This is a genomic window from Alteromonas sp. RW2A1 (assembly GCF_001886475.1).
Lineage (GTDB): Bacteria > Pseudomonadota > Gammaproteobacteria > Enterobacterales > Alteromonadaceae > Alteromonas > Alteromonas hispanica.
In genome coordinates this window covers 1,009,723-1,030,343 of record NZ_CP018031.1, presented here as the reverse complement: position 1 = coordinate 1,030,343, position 20,621 = coordinate 1,009,723, and the positions used below count along the sequence as shown (strand labels likewise).

Genomic DNA, 20,621 nt, shown 5'->3' with positions numbered 1-20,621 from the left:
GTCTCTTCGCCGGTGTTTCCCATCCGGGAATTATAAAAAAGTAAACTGATGGAACTACACGCATGTACTTGATTATAATAATAATTTTAGTTGTTTTGTTGCTTATAGCCGCAATTTTTATCAATGCGGTTCAGCAAAATCGCCAGCGACTAGAAGCTGAGCGCAGAACGGAATTAGCTAAGCAGCGCACCGTCGTTGATGAAACCGAAAATGTACTTTCCGCTTGTATGCAAATGCCCATTTCCTCCCGGTTAATCGGGATACTTCACAAAAGAATGGCAAATGCACTACGAGTAATTGATAGTTTAGCTAGCACACGAGACATCAAGCAGCGCATTGAAAGTAGCGAGCAAGCGGCGGCTACTGCATTGGAAAATAATGTTGGTGACAACGCTGAATTTGCTTTACCCGATAATGATAAAACGATTATTCAGTACATTCAGGCAGTAAAGAAACTGAGAATTCTGCTTCGCTCAGAGCATAGCAAAGGGCAAATAGATACTAAGATGTTCTCTGAAGAGGACAAACAGCTAGAGCGTTTACAGTTAAAAGTGAATGTAGAAACACTTATTAAACGGGGTCGTACAGCGCAATCTACTAATATGCTCGGCTCGGCTCGTCAGTATTATGAAAAAGCTAAACTGGCACTAGAAAATCAAACCGTTCAAGATGAATATACGTCAAGTAAGCTTGCTACATTAAACTCATGGTTACATGAAATTCAGTCAGATCTTAAAAGTGTAAACGAAAAAGACAGGGCAAGAAAACAAGAAGAAGAAAGAGACGAGCTGGACGAACTGTTCGCCCCTAAAAAGAAATGGTAGCTGTTAGGTAGTAACATATTCATTGGGTCGGCGTTCGTTCATCATAATGTTCATATTGACTACTTTCATAATGGCTACTTTCATAATGGCTAACGGTAAGCTTCCATAACGTTTGCGCCGATACCGATAACCCTCTTCGTTCATTGCGTAACAACCCTACCCGCTTAAGTAACGGAGAATCGACAAATTCCAGTGCTTTAACTCCTAAAGCCTCCATCTGTGGCTTACATATTGAGGGCATGATTGAAATGCCTAACCCGCTTTTGATAAGCTTTCCCAATGTAGCCAACTGCCCTGTTTCAGCAACAATATTCGGCTCACCATACCGACATAACTCTGCTTCAGTCCACTTTCTCACTGCAGATCCCCTATTCATCATAACAAGCGGAAAAGCTAAACATTCCCTCCAGCTAGGCTTTTGATTGAAGCGAGCAGCCTGCGCCTTATTTGCAACGACAACGAATCGATCGGTAAATAAACTATCAAATATCAAACCGTCTTTATGTTCGGGTTCAAAGGTAAAGCCTATTTCCGCCCGTCCATTTCGAATTTCTTGAACAACTTGCTCCATCACCACATCGACAACGCGAAGATTGATATTAGGTGCTATGTGATGAAACTCACTAAGAAGACCAGGCAAGTGCGATTCTGCAAATGATGGCATTGCAGATATTGTTAATTGTCCTTTTGCCATAGCAAATAAATTTTGAATATCGGAAAAGGTATTATCCCAGTCTCTACTTAACCTAAGCGCATTAGGCAGCAGAATTTCGCCTTCCGGAGTTAGACTTACGTTACGCGTATTCCTCTCAAACAACTTACCTCCTAGTTCTTGCTCCATCTTTTTGATAGACGATGACAAAGCAGGCTGAGTAAGATGCAGCTTCGCTGCAGCTTCAGCAAATGTTGTGGAGTGCGCCACCTCGATAAATGCACGCAAGTGCCGGTAAGAAATATTCATTTTGATTAATAGATTTTAGTTATCAATTAAAAGATAAATTCAATTTTACATAACTAGCAACAGAACAGATACTATTTATTAACAAACCATTGGTGGAGATAAAAATGGCTGGATTTAATAAAGTAGTTGATACATACGAAGAGGCTCTAGCGGGCTTAACCGACTCAATGACGGTTATCGCTGGAGGATTCGGACTTTGCGGTATTCCAGAGGGCTTGATTGCACATATAAAGACGATGGGTGTGAAAGATTTAACCGTGGTGTCTAATAACTGTGGTGTAGATGGCTTTGGCCTAGGATTATTGCTTGAAGACAAACAAATCTCAAAAATGGTGTCTTCGTATGTTGGCGAAAATGCATTATTTGAGAAACAATTACTTAATGGAGAGCTTGAGGTAGAACTTACCCCTCAGGGAACACTTGCAGAGAAAATGCGCGCGGGTGGTGCTGGTATCCCGGCCTTTTACACTGCAACTGGTTACGGCACGCCGGTAGGTGAAGGTAAGGAAGTAAAGGAGTTTAACGGCAGACCTTATATTCTAGAACACGCTATTACCGGCGACTTTGCTATTGTCAAAGCGTGGAAGGCGGATAAATTTGGTAACTGCGTATTTAGACATACCGCGCAGAACTTCAATCCTATGGCGGCCACAGCGGGAAAAATTACTGTTGTAGAAGTTGAAGAAATTGTTGAGCCCGGCACGCTTTCGCCTAGTGAAATCCACACCCCAGGCATTTATGTAAACCGTATTATAAAAGGCGAGTTTGAGAAACGTATTGAGCGTCGCGTAGTAACAAAGGAGGCAGTGTAATGGCTTTAACAAGAGACCAAATAGCAATGCGTGTAGCCCAAGAGTTTAAAGACGGTGACTATGTTAACTTGGGTATAGGAATACCCACATTGGCTGCTAACTACGTTCCGGAAGATATTAGCGTTATGCTTCAATCGGAAAATGGTTTACTGGGAATGGGACGTTACCCCACGGAAGAAGAAGTTGATGCGGACATGATCAATGCCGGAAAAGAAACCGTTACGGCTATTACAGGCGCTTCAATTTTCAATAGCGCGGAAAGCTTTGCGATGATCCGCGGTGGTCACGTAGATTTTACCGTTCTTGGTGCTTTCGAGGTGGATGTATCTGGCAATATAGCGTCGTGGATGATTCCTGGGAAATTGGTTAAGGGCATGGGCGGTGCCATGGACCTAGTGGCTGGAGCTAAGAACATTATTGTTACCATGACTCATACTGATAAGCATGGGAACTCAAAGTTATTACCAGCGTGTACACTTCCACTCACAGGCGTGAATTGTATAACGCGTATCATCACTGATTTAGCTGTTCTTTCAGTAGAAGACGGCGCTTTTGTATTACAAGAGAAAGCACCTGGTGTTTCTGTTGATGAAATAAAAGAAAAAACAGCCGGTAAGCTTATTGTTCCTGACAATGTAGCTGAAATGTCTTTTTTTAAAAAACCTATAGGGGCCGTTGGGAAAAGACGGCCCTTATAAAAAGCGAGCTTCTCTATTGGCTTGCTTTCAAATCCTCCTGCTTTAAGGGATAATGCACCTGAAAATTAATATAGAGGCGTTATCTTGCTAGTTACTGACTTACCTGTTCACCATAAAATCATAGCGAAACTTGAAAGTAAGAGTATTACAACTCTTACCGAGATTCAGGAGCGCACAATGCTACCCAGTATTCAGGGTAAAGACATTATCGCCTCCTCAAAAACCGGCTCAGGTAAGACATTTGCATTTTTAGTTCCCGCTATTAATCGATTATTGTCTCAAAAAGCGTTGAGCCGACAAGATCCAAGAGCACTAATACTTGCACCAACAAGAGAACTGGCCAAACAGGTATTCATAGAAGCTAAATCTATGTGCAGTGGTTTGAGTTTATCTTGTGAACTTATAGTGGGTGGTGAAAATTTTAATGACCAAGTAAAAGGTTTGCGCCGCAACCCTCACATTATTGTGGGTACCGCTGGTCGTATTGCTGACCATCTTATCGGCAAAAGTATGTATCTGAACGGGCTAGAGCTGCTTATCTTTGATGAAGCCGACCGCATGTTAGATTTAGGGTTTGCTGCACAACTCAAGCTTATTAATAAATATGCCGACCACAGAAAACGCCAAACCATGCTGTTTTCCGCTACTCTCGATAATATTGAGTTGCAACATATGACAACTCAACTTACCCATGGGGCAGTTCGAGTTGCCGTTGGTAATGCTACTGGCGAGCATGGCGATATTGAGCAAACCTGTTTTTTTGCCGATAACGTGAGTAACAAAGACGAAATCTTGCGCTTCGAACTCAACAAACGCGAGTACAACCAGGCCATTGTATTTACCGCAACGCGAGAAGACACCGATAGAATTGCAGCAATTCTTAATGAAGACAATTTAGAAGCAGTCGCACTGCGTGGCGACTTAGCGCAAAACCAGCGCGCGTCAATAATGAGCAGTTTTTCTAGAGGCCAGCAAAGTGTATTAGTAACCACCGATTTAGCATCTAGAGGCTTAGATCTTTCAAAGGTTGGACTGGTTGTAAATTTCGACCTTCCTAAAAATTCAGATGAATACATACACCGTATTGGCAGAACGGGTCGCGCAGGACAGAAGGGTGAAGCCTTTTCACTAGTGGGTCCACGGGATTGGAATAGTTTTGAGTTGCTCAAAACTCACTTGCAGTACGCGTTAGAGTGTACGCCACACGATGAGTTTGATGCCAAATTTAAAGGTTTCTCAAAGAAAAAGAAGGCTTCTGCTAAAACGAAAGCTTCTGTGGAGACAAACCGAGATAATAATAAACCCGCTAGGCCAAAACCAGTGAGACGTGTCGACCCGATGCAGGGCGAAGATATTGGTATGGTACCGATAAAACGTAAGCCTCGTAATACGAGTGTAGAGCCTGATGACAGTGACGAATAGTTATCAACCCTCGTAGCTAAAAAGAGAAACAAATATCGAGTAGGGTGAGGCTTGCGCCTCATCCCTCTCACAGAACCGTACGTACGGGCCTCGTATACGGCTCCTGCATACTTCATATCACTTGCTCACTACCTGGGTTGGTTCAGGTTTATGGATAATCCAGAAAACCTTAACGAAAACAGGCTCTTTTCGATTCAACAACAGTTAATCCGAACATAGCCTTTTTAAAACTGTTTGAGAGGGATCACACTGTGAATTTAACTGCTATTATTATCGTTGCTATCTGTGCTTGGGCGCTTGTGAGTATTATTGAAACTGCAAAAGATAAAAGTAAAAAGAAGATTAATGACAAGGAGTTAGGTACGTACAAAGCAGAAATTGCCGAATTGAAAGAGCGAGTTTCTGTGTTAGAAAAAATAGTTACAGACGAAAAGTACGACCTGAAAAAGCAGTTTGCTGACCTAGAAAAAGACCGCGTTGCATAGAAAGCTAACAAACTTGCACTACACTATATTTTCAAACGCCGGCATTCACAAACGTCGGCTAATTGCTTTATTTTTAAACGAGGGCTGACTGCGCTACTTATCATCGAGGGCTAATTGCCCTCGAGAAGTTTGCGCTCTGCTCGCTCTACGCGTCTAGGCTTGCCCGCAATAACGAGCACATCGTGCGCCTGTAATACTGCGTTTTCATCGGGCTCTTTTACTTCTTTACCGTTTCTGCGCAATCCTTTCACCGTGACGCGCATTCGCGCAAAATCAATATCCTTTATGGGCTTGCCGATATATGCCGCGTGCTCAGATAATACAACAGCGTGAATAAACTCAAGTTTATCCTCTGTGCCATAAGTTATCTCTGTGGTTTCACCAGGGTAGAAACCGTGCATATGGTCGTAACGTCCTTTACGCTCTGCGCGCACTCGTTTTAGGATCCTAGACATAGGAACGCCGGCATAATGCAGCACTTGGGAAACGAGCATAAGGCTGCCCTCTTGCAACTCAGGCACAACTTGGTTTGCACCTGCAGAATAGAGACTGTCTAGCTGATAATCTCGCTTAGTTCTCACCATAACATCTGTTGTTGAAATAGTTCTTGCCTGCGTAATCACCTGCTTAGCTTTATCGACTTGGTCGAACGTAACTAACACTAATTTAGCTTGCTCAATAGCAGCACTAATTAAAATATCTTTCTGGCTGGCATCGCCAAACACGACAGGCTCACCGGCATTACGACTCTCGTGCACACGAACAGGGTCCATATCAATGGCCACAAATTTAATGCCTTCCATCTTCAACATTCTCGCGACTGATTGTCCGACACGCCCAAAGCCGCAAATAATAACGTGGTTACTCAGCGTATCATGCCTTGTGGGAGAGTCATCGTCAGTTAGCGTCATATCGCTTTTCACGATACGTTTCGCAATCACTACGCTGTTACTCATTAACCATGGCGTTAAAGCCATACTAATGACCCCCATACTTATAATAAGCGAGGACTGCTGAGTGGTTAGCACACCGTGGGTTGTCGCAAGGGCTGCAATAACAAAGCTGAATTCGCCAATTTGGCAGAGTTTAACGCCAGCAGACCAACCGTCGATAGGATCTGTTTTTACCAGCATTGACGCCACTCTAACTAATATGACTTTCACTAGCATCAATGCAAACACGCCAAAAACAATTTCGAATAGACTGTCCCACAACACGGTGAGATCGAGCTGCATACCAACCGTAACGAAGAACAAACCCATTAAGATATCTCTAAAGGGTCGAATATCCGCCTCTAGCTGATACTTGTATTGACTTTCTCCCAGCATCATTCCCGCTAAAAACGCACCCAGCGCCATTGATAGACCAAAATAATAGGTTAACCCACCTGCCAATAGCGCAATTAAAATAGTGGTTAGCACAAACAGTTCATCGGTTCGTGTTCTCGCCACCTCCCTGAACACCCAAGGAAGCACCCACTTACCCACCGACATCAGAAAAGCGATGACGAAAACGCCTTTAAGCAACGCTTCACCGAGCGCTAACGCGATGCTGACCTCTCCTGTTTGTGCCAGCAATGGAATAGCGATAAGAAATGGCACCACAGCAAGATCTTGGAAAAGCAAAATACTAATAGCGAGTTGCGTGCGCCTGTTATTCAGAATTCCCATTTCCGTGGCTTGCTTGATAACAATGGCTGTGGAACTTAACGCAAGTGTGCCCCCTACGATGACTGATGCGCTAAGGGATAAGCCAAAAAAATAGGGAATACACGTAAACACAGCAGTTGTAATAAACATTTGCCCTAAGCCCACACCAAAAACTAAGGAGCGCATAGCAAGCAATTTGGGTAAGGAGAACTCCAGACCCAGTGAAAATAGCAGAAAAACAATGCCGACTTCAGCAAGAAGATGCATCTGCTCGGGATGAGCAAAAACAGATAAGATTTGTGGCCCGGCGAGAACGCCCGCAAAAAGGTAAGCGAGAATTGGTGGTAAATGTACGCGCTTAAAGATGGCAACAGCACACACAGATATAAACATTAGAATAACTATATTTATAAAGCTCGTTCCCACGTTACCTCCGTTATTTGTTGTTAAATTTAAGAGCACAGCAGCGTCAAAAAAGAATTGGCACTTAGTTTGCTAATTCATAGTTAGATGTCTCGAATGACGACGTTTCAGAGCAATTAGGCTCTAGTTTATGACGATCTTTGCCGTCTTTGGCTACGCATGACGGCAAACCTAGCTTTTGTGTCAGTGATTTGACACACAACCGATGCAAAATATTGCGAAAAAGGGTACGCCGTGGAATTTTCAACGACAGTATACGATAGCACACACCATAGCAGCTTTTATCCAAGAGAGTCACAAGCACATGGACTTTCTGTTGCTGAGTTGACCTTGTTTATCAATCGGCTACTTTCAACGCTTGAGCTTGAAGAGCTTGGAACGTTATATTTTCAACAGCTCAATGCACTGCTTCCCGTTGCCGGTCTAAGTTTGACCGACTTCGACTCTCGTTGGGTGTTCGGTAATGCAAAAATATCTTCAACGCTCATCGATTTACCATTACAAGGCTCTGCGTCAAGCAGCGGCGAACAAGCTCACGCTTATTATTACATTAGCTCACCCCTATCCTTGTCGCAACGAGAAATTTTATTCCAACTACATGATTTATTTGGGAAACAAGCAAAACATGCGGTTTCACATTTGCGCATGAAAGGAATGGCAACGAAGGACGCACTAACGGGCTTGGGAAATCGTATCGCTTTTGAGCAGTCAATGATGAGGCAGCGCAGTTGGGCTCAGCGCAGAGACGAACCGTTTTCACTGTTGGTGCTCGACCTTGATAATTTCAAGCAAGTTAACGACAACTTCGGTCATAGTGAGGGAGATAGAGTTCTGGCTCATGTCGCTACACACTTGGTTAACGTATTGCGTGATGAGGACGAACCCTTTAGATTTGGCGGCGATGAATTCTGCTGTATTTTAGATTGTCAGACCGACCAACAGCTGTCGTGCGCAGCGGAACGCATTAAAACGAGCATCAGCAGCTCTGAGTATTTGGCCAAACTTGGCGTATCATGCAGCTTAGGCGGTGCCCTTTATCGTATAGGCGACAGTACCAACAGCATGTTCGACCGTGCCGATAGCGCATTGTATAAGGTTAAAAATTCAGGAAAGAATGATTATCAAGCGGCCTAACAAGAACAGATAAACATAAAGAGTATAAAAACTTAGGCTGAATAGTAATTATCGTTTTGGCTAGAGGCAATAATTTGCCGTTAAGGACGACATGTCTTTTTTGATGCTCTGTGCCAAGGCTTATTTTGCTTATCACCGCAAAAAACGCGTTCTATTTATGTTCTATGTGCACCTGCGTGTCGATACCAAGATTGTTTTTTAAATACATACACTCGCCGTGCACGATTAAAGCAACAGGCTCTTCCCCAACAAAAATAACAGGTACCCCCTCTCGCTCCCAACGAGGTATCTTCCAGACTTTAAACCAGTTTTTTAACTCTTTAGACACACCAGAGTGTTCTGGTTTAATTTTGAGGCTACGCATATCAGTCTTAAGTGATATTGTCGATTGGGCATCGTCAACCTTCACAGTCACCTCAAGCGAGAGCCACGGAAGAAGAACAGGCTTATTATTTTCAAAAGAGAGCGTTTTAGGAATGTCTAGGGTGCGCTTTGGTACCCAATATAAATCACCGTTCGAGCGCGCTACTTTGCCCCACTTAAACGTCATCTCAGGTGTAGCATCTTGCTTTGCGTTTAACATAGAGAGTAATTCTTCAAGCTGCGCTTTTGATGGCGCTAACTGCCCATTTTGCGTAAACCACAGTCGAATAACCGCCTTACGCCAGGATACAGATAACTCCGCTAACGCTGCACCATCGAGCTGTGTGGGTGATAACTGACAATGATTTAAATAACTTGCAGCAGCATCAGTAATTAAATGAGATTGCTCGGCGCACAGAAGCGCGCTGCGGCTCACGGTTTTTGCCAGTTCTGGCCAACGGGCAACTAAATGGGGAATGATGTCATTTCGCAGAAAGTTGCGCTCGAAACTTGTTTCAAAGTTAGACTCATCTTCAACCCAACTTAAACCTTCCTCTCGGGCAAAACTCACAATATCCTGCTTTTTTAGATTCAGCATTGGTCGTAAAACCAAGGTGTTATTTCGCCACTGGGCTTCTGCCATTCCCGCAAGTCCCTGCGGTCCTGCTCCTCGTTTAAGCTGCAGCAGCACGGTTTCTAGCTGATCTTCACTGTGTTGTCCAAGTAGCAAAACACCGCCAATTTGTTGGCAAACATTGAGCAAAGCATGATATCTCGCTTTTCTTGCTTCGGCCTCGATGCTTTTTCTCGCTGAAGTATCTACGTCGACTTTTTTAGAATGGAATTCAATGTCGTTTATTCGACACTGCAGGTCGCAATGCTTAGTCCAGGCATCTGCGTTATCACTAAGGCCGTGATGAACGTGCACTGCGTGTAAATCACAGTGATGCTTATCTCGGTATTCTAATGCGGCATGAAGGAGTACAGATGAATCCACTCCCCCGCTATACGCGATAACGAGGGGAGCATCTAATGGTTGGTTAGCCTCTAAAAGACTTGCAGCAATAGCATCACTAATCTGCACAATGACATTCGTCATTGTTGAGGGAACATCGTTTTCATACTTTGATTAGCAATAGCCAAATGACATAAGGCGCTGATAGCGCTCATCCAATAGCTTGCTGTTATCAAGTTCTTTAAGCTGGCTTAGCTGCTGCTTTAACACTGCTTTTAAGTTGGCGGCCATACCGTTATGGTCACGATGCGCGCCACCTAAAGGCTCTTCAACAATGCTGTTGATAAGCCCTAGTTCTTTTATCTGCGGTGCACTTACACCCATTGCCTCAGCAGCTAATGGTGCCTTTTCTGCGCTTTTCCACAAAATAGACGCACAGCCTTCGGGTGAAATAACCGAGTAGGTTGAGTATTGAAGCATGTTCACTCTGTCGCCGACACCAATAGCTAGCGCGCCGCCAGATCCACCTTCACCGATAACAGTACAAATGATCGGAACCGTTAACTCCGCCATCTCAAATAGGTTCTTAGCGATGGCTTCACTTTGACCGCGCTCTTCAGCGCCAACTCCCGGATACGCGCCCGGAGTATCGATAAAGGTAATAATAGGTAAATTAAAGCGCTCAGCCATTTTCATCAGGCGTAGTGCCTTGCGGTAACCTTCAGGCTTAGGCATACCAAAGTTGCGCCTGACTTTTTCGTTGGTATCTCGACCTTTCTGATGACCAATAACCATAACCGGTTGGCCGTCTAACATGGCCGGTCCGCCAACGATAGCTTTGTCGTCAGCAAAGGCTCTATCGCCCGCCAATTCATCAAATTCAGTGAAAATTCGCGGAATGTAATCTAGCGTGTAAGGACGCATTGGATGCCTGGCTAGTTGAGAAACCTGCCATGCCCCGAGGTCAGAAAAAATCTTTTTAGTCAGATCTGCGCTCTTGCCACGCAGCTTATTTATTTCTTCCTCAATACCTACGTCGAACTCACCACCTTGATTAACCAACCTTAGCTCTTCGATTTTTGCTTCTAATTCGGCTATGGGTTGCTCAAAGTCCAAAAACTGTATGCTCATTTTATGTCCTATTCTTTCTACGCTCGTTTATACAAACGCGAGATGTCCAATCTATCGAACTCTGACCATTAATGGTAGAGAATTGAAACGGCTTTTTCTCCCAAACATTGTTTGAGGTCGTGCAATAGTTGATCCTCCGGCGTTACATACCATTTAGCACCACATGCTAACGTTACCTCAGCATCTGGGTGTGTAACCGCCATTTGAACGGGACAACTGCCGCCATTAAATGCCTGTAGAATAGATTGCATCTGACTCATTTTTTTCGTTTCAAGCGTCTGGGTATCTACTTTTATCGCCAGCGCTTTCGCGTTTTTCTCTCGTGCCTGAACAATGTCCATAACATCACGGGCGGTGATTGTATTGCCCCCAGAGAAATCATCAAAGCTGACCTGTCCCTTTATGAGCAATATTTTGTCCGTTTCCAACACACTTTCGAACTGTTCGTAAGTATCGGGGAAAAAACGTACGTCCATTCTGGCACTCTTATCATCCAGTGTCACTATTGCCCACCGGCGTCCGCGCTTGTTTGTCATCACCCTAACACCAAGCACCAGACCAACGGCACTAGCCATTTGATCTTTATTTGTCGGTTTTAAATCCACAAGGCGACCATCGGTGTAATAACGGAGTTCATCGGCGTACTGATTTATTGGATGCCCAGTAAGGTATAAACCAAGAGTGTCTTTTTCACCCTCAAGCCAGACCTTCTCAGGCCACTCTGGTACATCGGCGAATGCCTGCTCTACCTCATCGGGCTCTGTGGTTAACAGCCCGAACATATCTGACTGACCGAAAGACTCAGCTTTCGCATGCTGCCCAGCAGCAGCAAGAGCCTCTGGCAGTGTTGCCATCAGCGTCGCTCTGTGCGGCCCTAAATTGTCCATTGCACCAGACAATACTAGCTTTTCTAAAACTCGTTTATTTACTTTCTTGGTGTCTATTTTTGCACAAAACTCGAACAGATCTTTAAACGCACCGTGACTATTTCGGGCCTCAATGATGGCCTCAATAGGACCTTCACCCACACCTTTAATAGCGCCAATTCCGTAAACAATGCGGCCTTTGCTATCTACCGTAAATTTGTATTTTCCGGCGTTAAGGTCTGGCGGTAAAATCTCAATACCCATGCGCTCGCATTCGTCAACTAGGGTCACTATTTTGTCTGTATTATCCATATCAGCAGACATAACAGCGGCCATAAACTCAGCCGGATAGTGTACTTTTAGCCATAAAGTTTGGTATGACACCAAAGCGTATGCCGCAGAGTGAGATTTGTTAAACCCGTAACCTGCAAACTTTTCAACCAAGTCGAAAATTTTCATGGCCAAGTCGGGGTCAATATTATTTCCCTTTGCCCCTTCAGCAAAAGCGCCTCGCTGCTTAGCCATTTCCTCTGGCTTTTTCTTACCCATTGCCCGACGAAGTAAGTCAGCGCCGCCAAGGGAATAGCCTGCCATTTCCTGGGCAATCTGCATCACCTGCTCTTGGTATAAAATAATGCCGTAGGTTGGCTCTAGAATTTCTTGCAAACACTCATGTTGATAATCTTTATCGGGATATGAAATAGCCTCCCGGCCGTGCTTACGATCGATAAAGTTATCTACCATGCCCGACTGCAGTGGGCCGGGGCGGAACAACGCCACCAGTGCAATGATATCTTCGAAACTGTCGGGTCTAAGGCGCTTGATTAGCTCTTTCATACCCCGTGATTCAAGCTGGAACACTGCGGTGGTTTCAGCATTTTGAAGAGTTCGAAAACTTTTAGGATCGGCGAGAGGTATAGCAGAAATGTTGATATCAATATTTTTGCCTTCTTTGACCATATCAATAGCCCACTGAATGATGGTCAGCGTTCTCAGTCCCAAGAAGTCAAACTTAACTAGCCCCGCAGTTTCAACATCATTTTTGTCAAACTGGGTGACAGGGTTGTTCCCCTCGTCATCGCAGTACAATGGTGAAAAGTCGGTGATGGTGGTGGGCGCAATAACAACACCACCGGCGTGCTTACCTGCGTTACGGGTAACACCTTCTAAAATACGCGCCATATCAATGAGGTCTTTTACCTCTTCATCTTGCTCGTATACTTGAGGTAATTGTGGCTCTGCTTTGAACGCTTTTTCTAGCGTCATACCGGGATCGGAAGGGATAAGCTTTGAAATTCTATCAACAAAACCATAGGGGTGACCTAGCACGCGGCCAACATCACGAACCACGGCTTTTGCCGCCATCGTTCCAAAGGTGATAATTTGTGATACTGCTTGGCGGCCATAAAGCTCAGCAACGTGATCGATAACCTCGTCTCGTCTGTCCATACAGAAGTCAACGTCGAAATCGGGCATAGATACACGTTCTGGGTTCAAAAATCGTTCGAAAAGCAAATCAAACTCAAGAGGGTCAAGATCGGTAATTTTTAACGCATAAGCCACTAACGAACCGGCACCTGAACCGCGACCTGGCCCAACGGGTATTCCGTTATCTTTACTCCATTGGATAAATTCCATCACGATGAGGAAGTAACCGGGAAAACCCATTTGGTTAATCACTTCAAGCTCTACGCGAAGACGGTCGTCATACTCTGGGCGCTTTTCTTTTCGCTCGTTTTCATCAGGGAACAAAAACTCAAGCCTGTCCTCAAGTCCTTCTTCAGAAACCTTGACCAAGAAGTCTTCGGTTGTCATGCCTCCAGTTGGAAACTGGGGCAAGAAATATTCGTTGAGACGAACCGTCACATTACAACGCTTTGCTATTTCAACGGTGTTTTCTATGGCTTCGGGAATATCGCTAAACAGCTCTATCATTTCATCTGCGGTACGAAGATATTGCTGCTCGCTATAGCGTTTAGGTCGGCGGGTATCATCTAACGTGTAGCCATCGTGAATACACACCCGAATTTCGTGCGCCTCGAAGCCCTCTTTATCGATAAAGCAAACTTCATTAGTCGCAACAACCGGTAAGTCTTGCTGTTGGGCAAATTCCACTGCTCGGTGTAAATAGTCTTCTTCGCCCGGGCGGCCAGTGCGCACTAACTCTAAATAGAAACGATCTTGAAAATGGGTTTTATAAAATTGCAAAGAAGAATCAAGCAGCTTGATGTTATTTTTGGTAAGCCCTACGCCAACATCGCCATGCAAACCACCAGATAACACGATAATACCTTCGCTATGTTCAGCAAGCCATTCTTGGTCAATCACCGCACGGTGGGAAAGATGACCGCGTAAATAGGCTTTAGAGATAAGAACGGTAATATTCTTATAGCCCTCATTATTCATAGCTAACAGTGTCAACCTGAATGGTTCGTCACCAAATACTTCGTTGGTTACCCAAAAATCGGTGCCAATTATGGGTTTGATACCGCGGGAGTGAGCTTCTGAGTAAAACTTCACCAAGCCACACATATTCATTTGATCGGTAATGGCCACCGCTGGCATCTCTAGCTCGGCAACCTTACTCAAAATAGGCTTAACCTTATTAAGCCCATCCATCATTGAATAGTCGCTGTGTACACGTAAATGAATAAATGGCGAAGACATGATTTTTTCTCTTTTATTTTGCGGCGCTTTATCTGTTTTACGAAACTAACTATTACCCGTAAGCATTGCCTTGACCGGCTTAAAGCTCTTACGATAACAATCTAACACACCAAATTCGGCTAACGCCGCAAAATGTGCTTTTGTAGGATAGCCTTTATGACCTGCAAAGTTATATTGAGGATAAGCTTCGTGAAGCGCCTGCATATCATTATCGCGCTCCACTTTCGCAATGATGGATGCAGCCGATATTTCTTGATGTAGGCCATCACCTTTTACAATCGCTTCTGATGAGTAGTTCCAATCAGGCAAGCGATTACCGTCCACTCGAACAAAATCAGGAGTAACTTGCAGTCCGTCTACTGCGCGAACCATAGCCAGCATAGTGGCGTGTAGAATATTAAGGTTGTCAATTTCAGCGGGGCTAGCTCGGCCAATATTCCAGTAAAGCGCTTTCTCTCGAATTTCTTGTGCTAGAGCAACGCGCTTTTTTTCACTTAGTTTTTTAGAATCGTTCAGGCCCTCAATAGGATTTGAAGGGTCAAGGATAACGGCTGCGGTGACAACATCACCCACCAGCGGACCGCGGCCTACCTCATCTACACCGGCTATTAATTTATCCAACTAACTCCTCCACTACCGCTTTTGCTGCTGTCTTATCAGCGTCACATTTTAGCGTATGGTGGAGTTCGGTGAAACGGGAAATAAGCGCTGAATTATCACTTTCGAAAAATTCAAGAAGCTGGCTGCACATATTCTCAGCATTTACCTGCTCTTGAAGAAGTTCAGGCACGATTTCATCGTTAGCCAATAGATTAGGTAAAGCAAAGTAAGGTGCTTTGTAAAGACGCTGCATTATTTTATGTGTAAGCGGGGCGAGTTTATAAGCAACCACCATAGGGCGTTTACACAGCATTGCCTCTAAGGTGGCTGTACCCGAAGCCAACAATATTACGTCGCTGGCAATCATGGCATTTCGTGACGTTGTGTTCGTAATATGGATAGGTAATCGCGCTAATGCATCATTAGTCTGTGATAAAAACGTTTCGATTTGCTCAAAGCGATGATCATTTGCTGCGGGTATCACAAATTGGATATTGGGGCGCTTTTTGTGGATAGCTTCAATCGTTTCTAGAAATACTGGAAGAAGCGTTTCTACCTCACCTCTTCGCGAGCCTGGCAACACAGCTAACACGGGTTTATCAAGCTCAAGATCCAGCGCTATTCTTGACTCTTTTTGGTTTGGCTCTATGGCAATGGAATCTGCCATTGTATGGCCTACAAAGGTATAAGGTACCTTATACTTGTCATACACTTTCTGTTCAAAAGGGAACAGTCCGAGAACGCGATTAGCAGCTTTTGCTATTTTGTGGATACGCTTTTCTCGCCATGCCCATACTGTAGGACTGACATAGTGAAGTGTTTTTACACCTCGAGCTTTCAACGCTTTTTCAACACGCAAATTAAAGTCTGGGGCATCTATCCCGACAAAAATATCCGGTGGGTATTGTTCAAAATGCGCAAGCAGCTGCTTTTTAACTTTTAGGATTGCGGGAAGGTGAGAAATAACTTCGACAAGCCCCATTACCGACAGGGTTTCCATGTCAAATAATGTCTTAAAGCCCTGGGCCTGCATATTTGGCCCGCCAATTCCCTCAATGATGGCATCAGGGTATTGGCGTTTCAGTTCAGCCACCATTCCGGCAGCGAGTACATCGCCAGAGGGCTCTCCGGCCACCATGCCGATACGTAATGGCTTGGTCATAATTATCGAATAATGCCCCGCTCGGCATGACGAAGAAAGTCAGCCATACGGGCTACGCTTTCGTGGTCTTTCGCTGGAGATTCAAGTGCCTCTATGGCTTCTTCGATAGTATTGCCTGCACGATAAATGACCTTATACGCACGTTTTATCGCCAGCACTTCATCTTTTTCAAAGCCTCTACGCTTGAGGCCTTCGGAGTTAATGCCCTGAGGAATGTTTTTGTGCCCACTCACCATCACAAAAGGAGGGACATCTCTTAAAATGATACCTCCAGCGCCTAGGAAAGCGTGAGCACCTATTTTGCAGAATTGATGAATACCCACTGCACCACCAACAATAACAAAATCGTCAATGTGCACATGACCTGCGATTGCACAATTGTTGGCAACAATAATATCGTCGCCTAACACACAATCGTGTGCGATATGGGCATTTACCATAAATAGGCCTCTAGAGCCTATTTTTGTAATACCTTCATCTTGAACCGTGCCGCGGTGAACAGTCACGCCCTCGCGAAACTCATTATTATCACCAATGATAAGTTCCGTGGGTTCGCCGGCATATTTTTTGTCTTGGCAATCTTCGCCAATAGACGAAAATTGGAAAAACTTATTGTTTTTGCCTATTCGCGTTTTACCGCGAACAACTACGTGTGATTTCAATATGCAACCATCACCAATGGTTACGTTATCGTCTACCACACAAAACGGGCCAATAGTGACATTTTCACCAATGGTTGCGCTATCTGAAATTACCGCAGTTGGATGGATCACGTTATGCTATCTCTCTCATCGCACACATAAATTCTGCACTGCAAACTAAGTCTCCCTCGACAGTTGCAGTACCTTTAAACTTCCAGATCCCTCTTCTTTCCTTCACTAATGCCACGTCAAACTCAAGCTTATCACCAGGCACAACAGGACGCTTAAAACGCGCATTATCTATTCCCGCGTATAAATACAAACTATCATTTTTCCCCATGGTTTTAAAACCGAGAACGCCAGCCGCTTGGGCCATTGCTTCTAAAATAAGTACGCCTGGAAAAATAGGCTGGCCAGGAAAATGCCCCGTAAAGCAAGGTTCATTTATTGTGATATTTTTATACGCTTTTATTGATTCACCGAGTACATAGTCGGTGACACGATCGACTAACAGAAAAGGATAACGATGAGGCAAAAGTGCCATTATTTCCTGTATTTCGATGGTATTAAGTGAATTGGCCAAAAACTTTCTCCTGTATTCAAGCATGACCTAGCAACTGATTTATGGTCAAACTCGCCGTAAAAACTAAATTCGGCGGCAACCATACGCTGTTAAACGCGAAAAACAAATCAGACCAACACCTTTCGGTTGTTGGTCTGATGAATTGTCACACACTACCAGCCGTGGCAATGTTTTAGTTAGCTTTGCTAACCTGTTCTAGAACTTGCTCAGATAAGTCGTGCTCTTCTTTTGCAAACGCAACAGCACCAGCATTAAGGACAAGGTCGTAACCCTGTTTAGCCGCTACTGAATCGATAGCCTGCTTGATAAGACCTAACAACTTGTTACGCTCTTCGTTGCTGCGACGCTGAATGTCCTGCTGAAGAGGCTGACCCTTTTTAGAAAGCTCTTCACGAACAGATAAGATCTTTTGTTCTAGTTCTTTTTTCTCTGAGTCGCTCATTGTTGCTGCATCGCGCTGAAGGCGTTCTGCGTAGAACTGACCGTCACGTTGAAGCTGATTAACTTCTTCAATTTGATCTTTAAACTCTAATTGAATTGCGTTTTGCAACTCTGCAGCCTGAGGCATAGCTTGGAAAATACCTTGCACGTCCACCACGGCCATTTTCTGTTCTGCCATTACTGACGTACTGACTAGTGCACTACTTAACATTGCACCTGCAACGATATGTTTAACCAACTGTTTCAAAGGGAACTCCTTTTTGTATCTTCTTGTTTGGGACACACGAAGTGCGAGCCCGCTTTTCTAATTAAAAAGTATTTAAAAAGTTTGACCGATGTTGAAGGTAAAGAATCTCGCATCATCACCGTCACGCTCTCGTATCATTCTAGAGAAGCTAAATACCATCGGCCCCATGGGTGATACCCACTGAACAGACACACCTGCTGCACTGCGATACAGAGTCCAATCAGAATAGTCCAATAGCTCACCACGCTGATTCGGGCTCACCTCTAACTGACTGAATCGGTCGAAATCGAACTCAGTATCCCATACGTTACCCACATCCACAAACAAACTTGTACGTACTGAGTTGTCCATATCAGCTTCAACAAATGGCGTCGGTACAATAAGCTCTATACCACCAAGTGCCATTGCGTTACCACCAAGGCTCTGTCGAGACCAAGATATCACTGCATCGGCAGGGTCGCTCGGGAATGTCTCGCCGTCTGGACCAACGATATTACCCGTTGATGATACTAGTAAACCTCTAGGCCCCACGGTATTATTTTCGAATCCACGCAGTGAATCTGCACCACCTGCGGTGAAGTTTTCGGTAAACGGGAGAATTTGCTCATTGCCGTCAATATCGCCATAACCGTTACCATAACCCAAACGAATTCGGGCAAGGAACGACCAGCGCTGATTACGTGATAGTGGGAAATACCACTTACCGTCAAACACAGACTTAAAATAGGTTACATCTGAATTTGGTGTTGTTGCACTAAACGAAGCGCGCTGTGATGAACCTGCAGTTGGAAACAAACCGCGGTTCAAAGTCACTCTACTCCAGCTTACGCTAGCTAAGTAGCTGTCGTATTTTACCGCCGCGTCAGGATCGTTGCCATCAGGGAACTGATTGTAAAAACGTTCGGTTTGCTCGTAAAATCCACGGTTGAAAAGCTCTACATTGCTGTATGTAAGACCAAAATTAATACGGTTTACTTCGTTAATTGGATAACCAATGTTTGCGCCTACAGACCAACGTTTCGAGTTGTACTGAATAACGTTAAAGTCGGAACCGTCAAATTCGCTGTACCCGATACTTCCACCTAAACTGATGCCGTCTATCGTGAAATAAGGGTCGTTATAGGTTATTTGCGCTGACTTCTGATAAGAAACTGTACTTAGGTTAAGGCCTACTCGTTTACCGGTACCTAGGAAGTTGTCCTGTTGAATACCCGCTTGCAGACTCAATTTCGTTCTGTCGCCGTAACCGATACCTGCGTTAAATGAGCCAGAGGGTTGTTCTTTAACGTTGAAGTTTACGTCTACTTTGTCTTCTGATCCCGGAATTCGAACTGTTTCAAATTCTACGTTTTCCATATAAGTAAGACGAGACAGCTGGCTTTTTGATACCTCAAGCTGACTATTAGATAACCAAGTACCTTCCATCTGACTCACATTTTGGCGAAGGACGTCATCGGCAGTAACTACGTTTCCATTAAATTTAATACGATTAACGTAAATACGCTTACCTGGATCAACGGACAGAGTCAGTTTTACCGTTTTGTCTTCATCATTGATATCAGGAACAGTAGTCACAGTAGGATACGCATAACCAAATCGGCCAAGGTACTTACTTATAAACTCTTCTGTGTAAGTCACTTCTGCTTGGTTATAAAGTTCACCAGGCGTAAGCGGTAGCACACGCTCTATGTATTCTTCGTGTCCGAGAACATCACCGACAAGCTCCACTTCGGAAATAGTGTACTGCTCGCCTTCTGTCACGTTCATGGCAACGTAAATGCCGCTTTTTTCTGGCGTCATGGACACCTGTGTAGAATCGACATTGAAACGCAAATAACCACGGTCGAGGTAATGGTTTCTCAACGACTCCATATCGCCCTGCAGCGTTTGCTGTTGATAGCGCGTTTCAGATAAAAAGTCCCACCATGGAGTATCGTATTGAAGTTCAAACGACTCCATTAACTCTTCATCGGAAAACAACTCATTACCAACAATATTGATTTGCTCAATTTCTGCCGCGTCGCCCTCTTCAAAAAGAAGCTTTAAATCGACGCGATTACGGGGCAATGGGGTAACAATAGCGGTTACATCAGCGTTGTATTTACCAATACTGTAGAAAAAATCTTTAAGCCCGTTTTCAATTGAAGTGAGTACCGTTTTATCGAGCGGTTCACCCACTCTCACACCGTTACCGTCTAGACTCTCTTGTAATTGTTCATCTTTAATATCATCGTTATCTTCAAAGATGATATTACTAATGGTTGGGCGCTCTGATACGCGAACAACAAGAGTATTACCATCTCGTAAAATTTCAACGTTTTCAAAGTGAGTGGAAGAATATAACGAACGGATAAGCTGTGTTACACGAAATGTATTTAGCTCATCACCTACCTGTACAGGTAGATAGGTTAACGCCGCACCAAGTGCTACACGCTGTAACCCTTCAACTCGAATATCTTGTACTACGAATTCACTGTCTTGCGCCGCAGCATTGGCAAAGCTAGCACTGGATAATACTAATCCGGCTGCTACTAACTGTTTTAACTTCATCTATTTT

Annotated in this window: 17 protein-coding genes and 1 pseudogene; 7 read left to right on the top strand and 11 right to left on the bottom strand. The window is 44.3% G+C overall.

The features are described from left to right. Positions 1 to 62 precede the first annotated feature (62 nt). Positions 63 to 824 carry a hypothetical protein gene (locus BM528_RS04630; RefSeq protein WP_071978876.1) on the top strand — a complete coding sequence of 254 codons (762 nt, stop codon included), beginning with the start codon at positions 63 to 65 and terminating at the stop codon, positions 822 to 824. A 19-nt stretch (positions 825 to 843) separates the two neighbouring features. Here BM528_RS04630 and BM528_RS04625 read toward each other — a convergent pair whose 3' ends face one another. Then, positions 844 to 1,785: a LysR family transcriptional regulator gene (locus tag BM528_RS04625; RefSeq protein WP_071978875.1), complete on the bottom strand. Its 942-nt coding sequence runs from the start codon at positions 1,783 to 1,785 to the stop codon at positions 844 to 846. Positions 1,786 to 1,889: 104 nt separating this feature from the next. Between BM528_RS04625 and BM528_RS04620 the strand changes: the two genes are divergently transcribed. From BM528_RS04620 to BM528_RS04600, 5 genes and pseudogenes are all read left to right on the top strand, one after another. Further along, on the top strand, positions 1,890 to 2,597 hold the full coding sequence (locus tag BM528_RS04620) for a CoA transferase subunit A (protein WP_071978874.1): 708 nt from the start codon (positions 1,890 to 1,892) through the stop codon (positions 2,595 to 2,597). Beyond that, positions 2,597 to 3,295 (top strand): CoA transferase subunit B, encoded by a 699-nt coding sequence (locus tag BM528_RS04615; protein WP_071978873.1) that lies wholly within the window; start codon positions 2,597 to 2,599, stop codon positions 3,293 to 3,295. The genes BM528_RS04620 and BM528_RS04615 overlap by 1 nt, the downstream gene beginning before the upstream one ends. 84 nt (positions 3,296 to 3,379) lie before the next feature. Beyond that, positions 3,380 to 4,717, top strand: coding sequence for a DEAD/DEAH box helicase (locus BM528_RS04610; protein WP_071978872.1), 1,338 nt, complete (start codon positions 3,380 to 3,382; stop codon positions 4,715 to 4,717). Positions 4,718 to 4,837: 120 nt separating this feature from the next. Next, positions 4,838 to 4,936 (top strand): annotated as a pseudogene (locus BM528_RS18455) (IS1595 family transposase); the annotation flags it as partial. A 32-nt stretch (positions 4,937 to 4,968) separates the two neighbouring features. After that, complete coding sequence (locus BM528_RS04600) at positions 4,969 to 5,202, top strand: hypothetical protein (RefSeq protein WP_071978871.1); 234 nt, start codon at positions 4,969 to 4,971, stop codon at positions 5,200 to 5,202. Between the two features lie 110 nt (positions 5,203 to 5,312). Here the strand turns inward: BM528_RS04600 and BM528_RS04595 are convergent, their stop codons facing one another. Next, on the bottom strand, positions 5,313 to 7,277 hold the full coding sequence (locus BM528_RS04595; RefSeq protein ID WP_083595203.1) for a cation:proton antiporter domain-containing protein: 1,965 nt from the start codon (positions 7,275 to 7,277) through the stop codon (positions 5,313 to 5,315). Positions 7,278 to 7,508: 231 nt separating this feature from the next. Between BM528_RS04595 and BM528_RS04590 the strand changes: the two genes are divergently transcribed. Beyond that, positions 7,509 to 8,408, top strand: a complete 900-nt coding sequence (locus tag BM528_RS04590) for a GGDEF domain-containing protein (protein WP_071978870.1) — start codon at positions 7,509 to 7,511, stop codon at positions 8,406 to 8,408. A 151-nt stretch (positions 8,409 to 8,559) separates the two neighbouring features. On the opposite strand, the gene tilS is transcribed toward BM528_RS04590, so the two are convergent. The 9 genes from tilS to bamA form a co-directional block, all read right to left on the bottom strand. After that, positions 8,560 to 9,870 carry a tRNA lysidine(34) synthetase TilS gene (gene tilS / locus BM528_RS04585; RefSeq protein WP_071978869.1) on the bottom strand — a complete coding sequence of 437 codons (1,311 nt, stop codon included), beginning with the start codon at positions 9,868 to 9,870 and terminating at the stop codon, positions 8,560 to 8,562. Positions 9,871 to 9,900: 30 nt separating this feature from the next. Beyond that, entirely contained in the window at positions 9,901 to 10,857 is a 957-nt protein-coding gene (accA, locus tag BM528_RS04580; RefSeq protein WP_071978868.1) for an acetyl-CoA carboxylase carboxyl transferase subunit alpha, read from the bottom strand. Positions 10,858 to 10,925: 68 nt separating this feature from the next. Continuing rightward, entirely contained in the window at positions 10,926 to 14,390 is a 3,465-nt protein-coding gene (gene dnaE, locus BM528_RS04575) for a DNA polymerase III subunit alpha (protein WP_071978867.1), read from the bottom strand. A gap of 45 nt (positions 14,391 to 14,435) precedes the next feature. Next, the gene (rnhB, locus tag BM528_RS04570) at positions 14,436 to 15,011 is read right to left on the bottom strand and encodes a ribonuclease HII (protein WP_071978866.1); all 576 of its coding nucleotides are present in this window, start codon (positions 15,009 to 15,011) and stop codon (positions 14,436 to 14,438) included. Further along, positions 15,004 to 16,152 carry a lipid-A-disaccharide synthase gene (gene lpxB, locus BM528_RS04565; RefSeq protein ID WP_071978865.1) on the bottom strand — a complete coding sequence of 383 codons (1,149 nt, stop codon included), beginning with the start codon at positions 16,150 to 16,152 and terminating at the stop codon, positions 15,004 to 15,006. The genes rnhB and lpxB overlap by 8 nt, the downstream gene beginning before the upstream one ends. Before the next feature lie 2 nt (positions 16,153 to 16,154). Then, a complete protein-coding gene (gene lpxA / locus BM528_RS04560) occupies positions 16,155 to 16,925 on the bottom strand; it encodes an acyl-ACP--UDP-N-acetylglucosamine O-acyltransferase (protein WP_071978864.1) in 771 nt (256 codons plus the stop codon). 1 nt (position 16,926) lies between these two features. Continuing rightward, on the bottom strand, positions 16,927 to 17,376 hold the full coding sequence (fabZ, locus tag BM528_RS04555) for a 3-hydroxyacyl-ACP dehydratase FabZ (protein ID WP_071978863.1): 450 nt from the start codon (positions 17,374 to 17,376) through the stop codon (positions 16,927 to 16,929). A gap of 172 nt (positions 17,377 to 17,548) precedes the next feature. Next, positions 17,549 to 18,064 carry an OmpH family outer membrane protein gene (locus BM528_RS04550; RefSeq protein WP_071978862.1) on the bottom strand — a complete coding sequence of 172 codons (516 nt, stop codon included), beginning with the start codon at positions 18,062 to 18,064 and terminating at the stop codon, positions 17,549 to 17,551. A 72-nt stretch (positions 18,065 to 18,136) separates the two neighbouring features. Continuing rightward, positions 18,137 to 20,614 (bottom strand): outer membrane protein assembly factor BamA, encoded by a 2,478-nt coding sequence (bamA, locus tag BM528_RS04545; protein ID WP_071978861.1) that lies wholly within the window; start codon positions 20,612 to 20,614, stop codon positions 18,137 to 18,139. Positions 20,615 to 20,621: the final 7 nt, after the last annotated feature.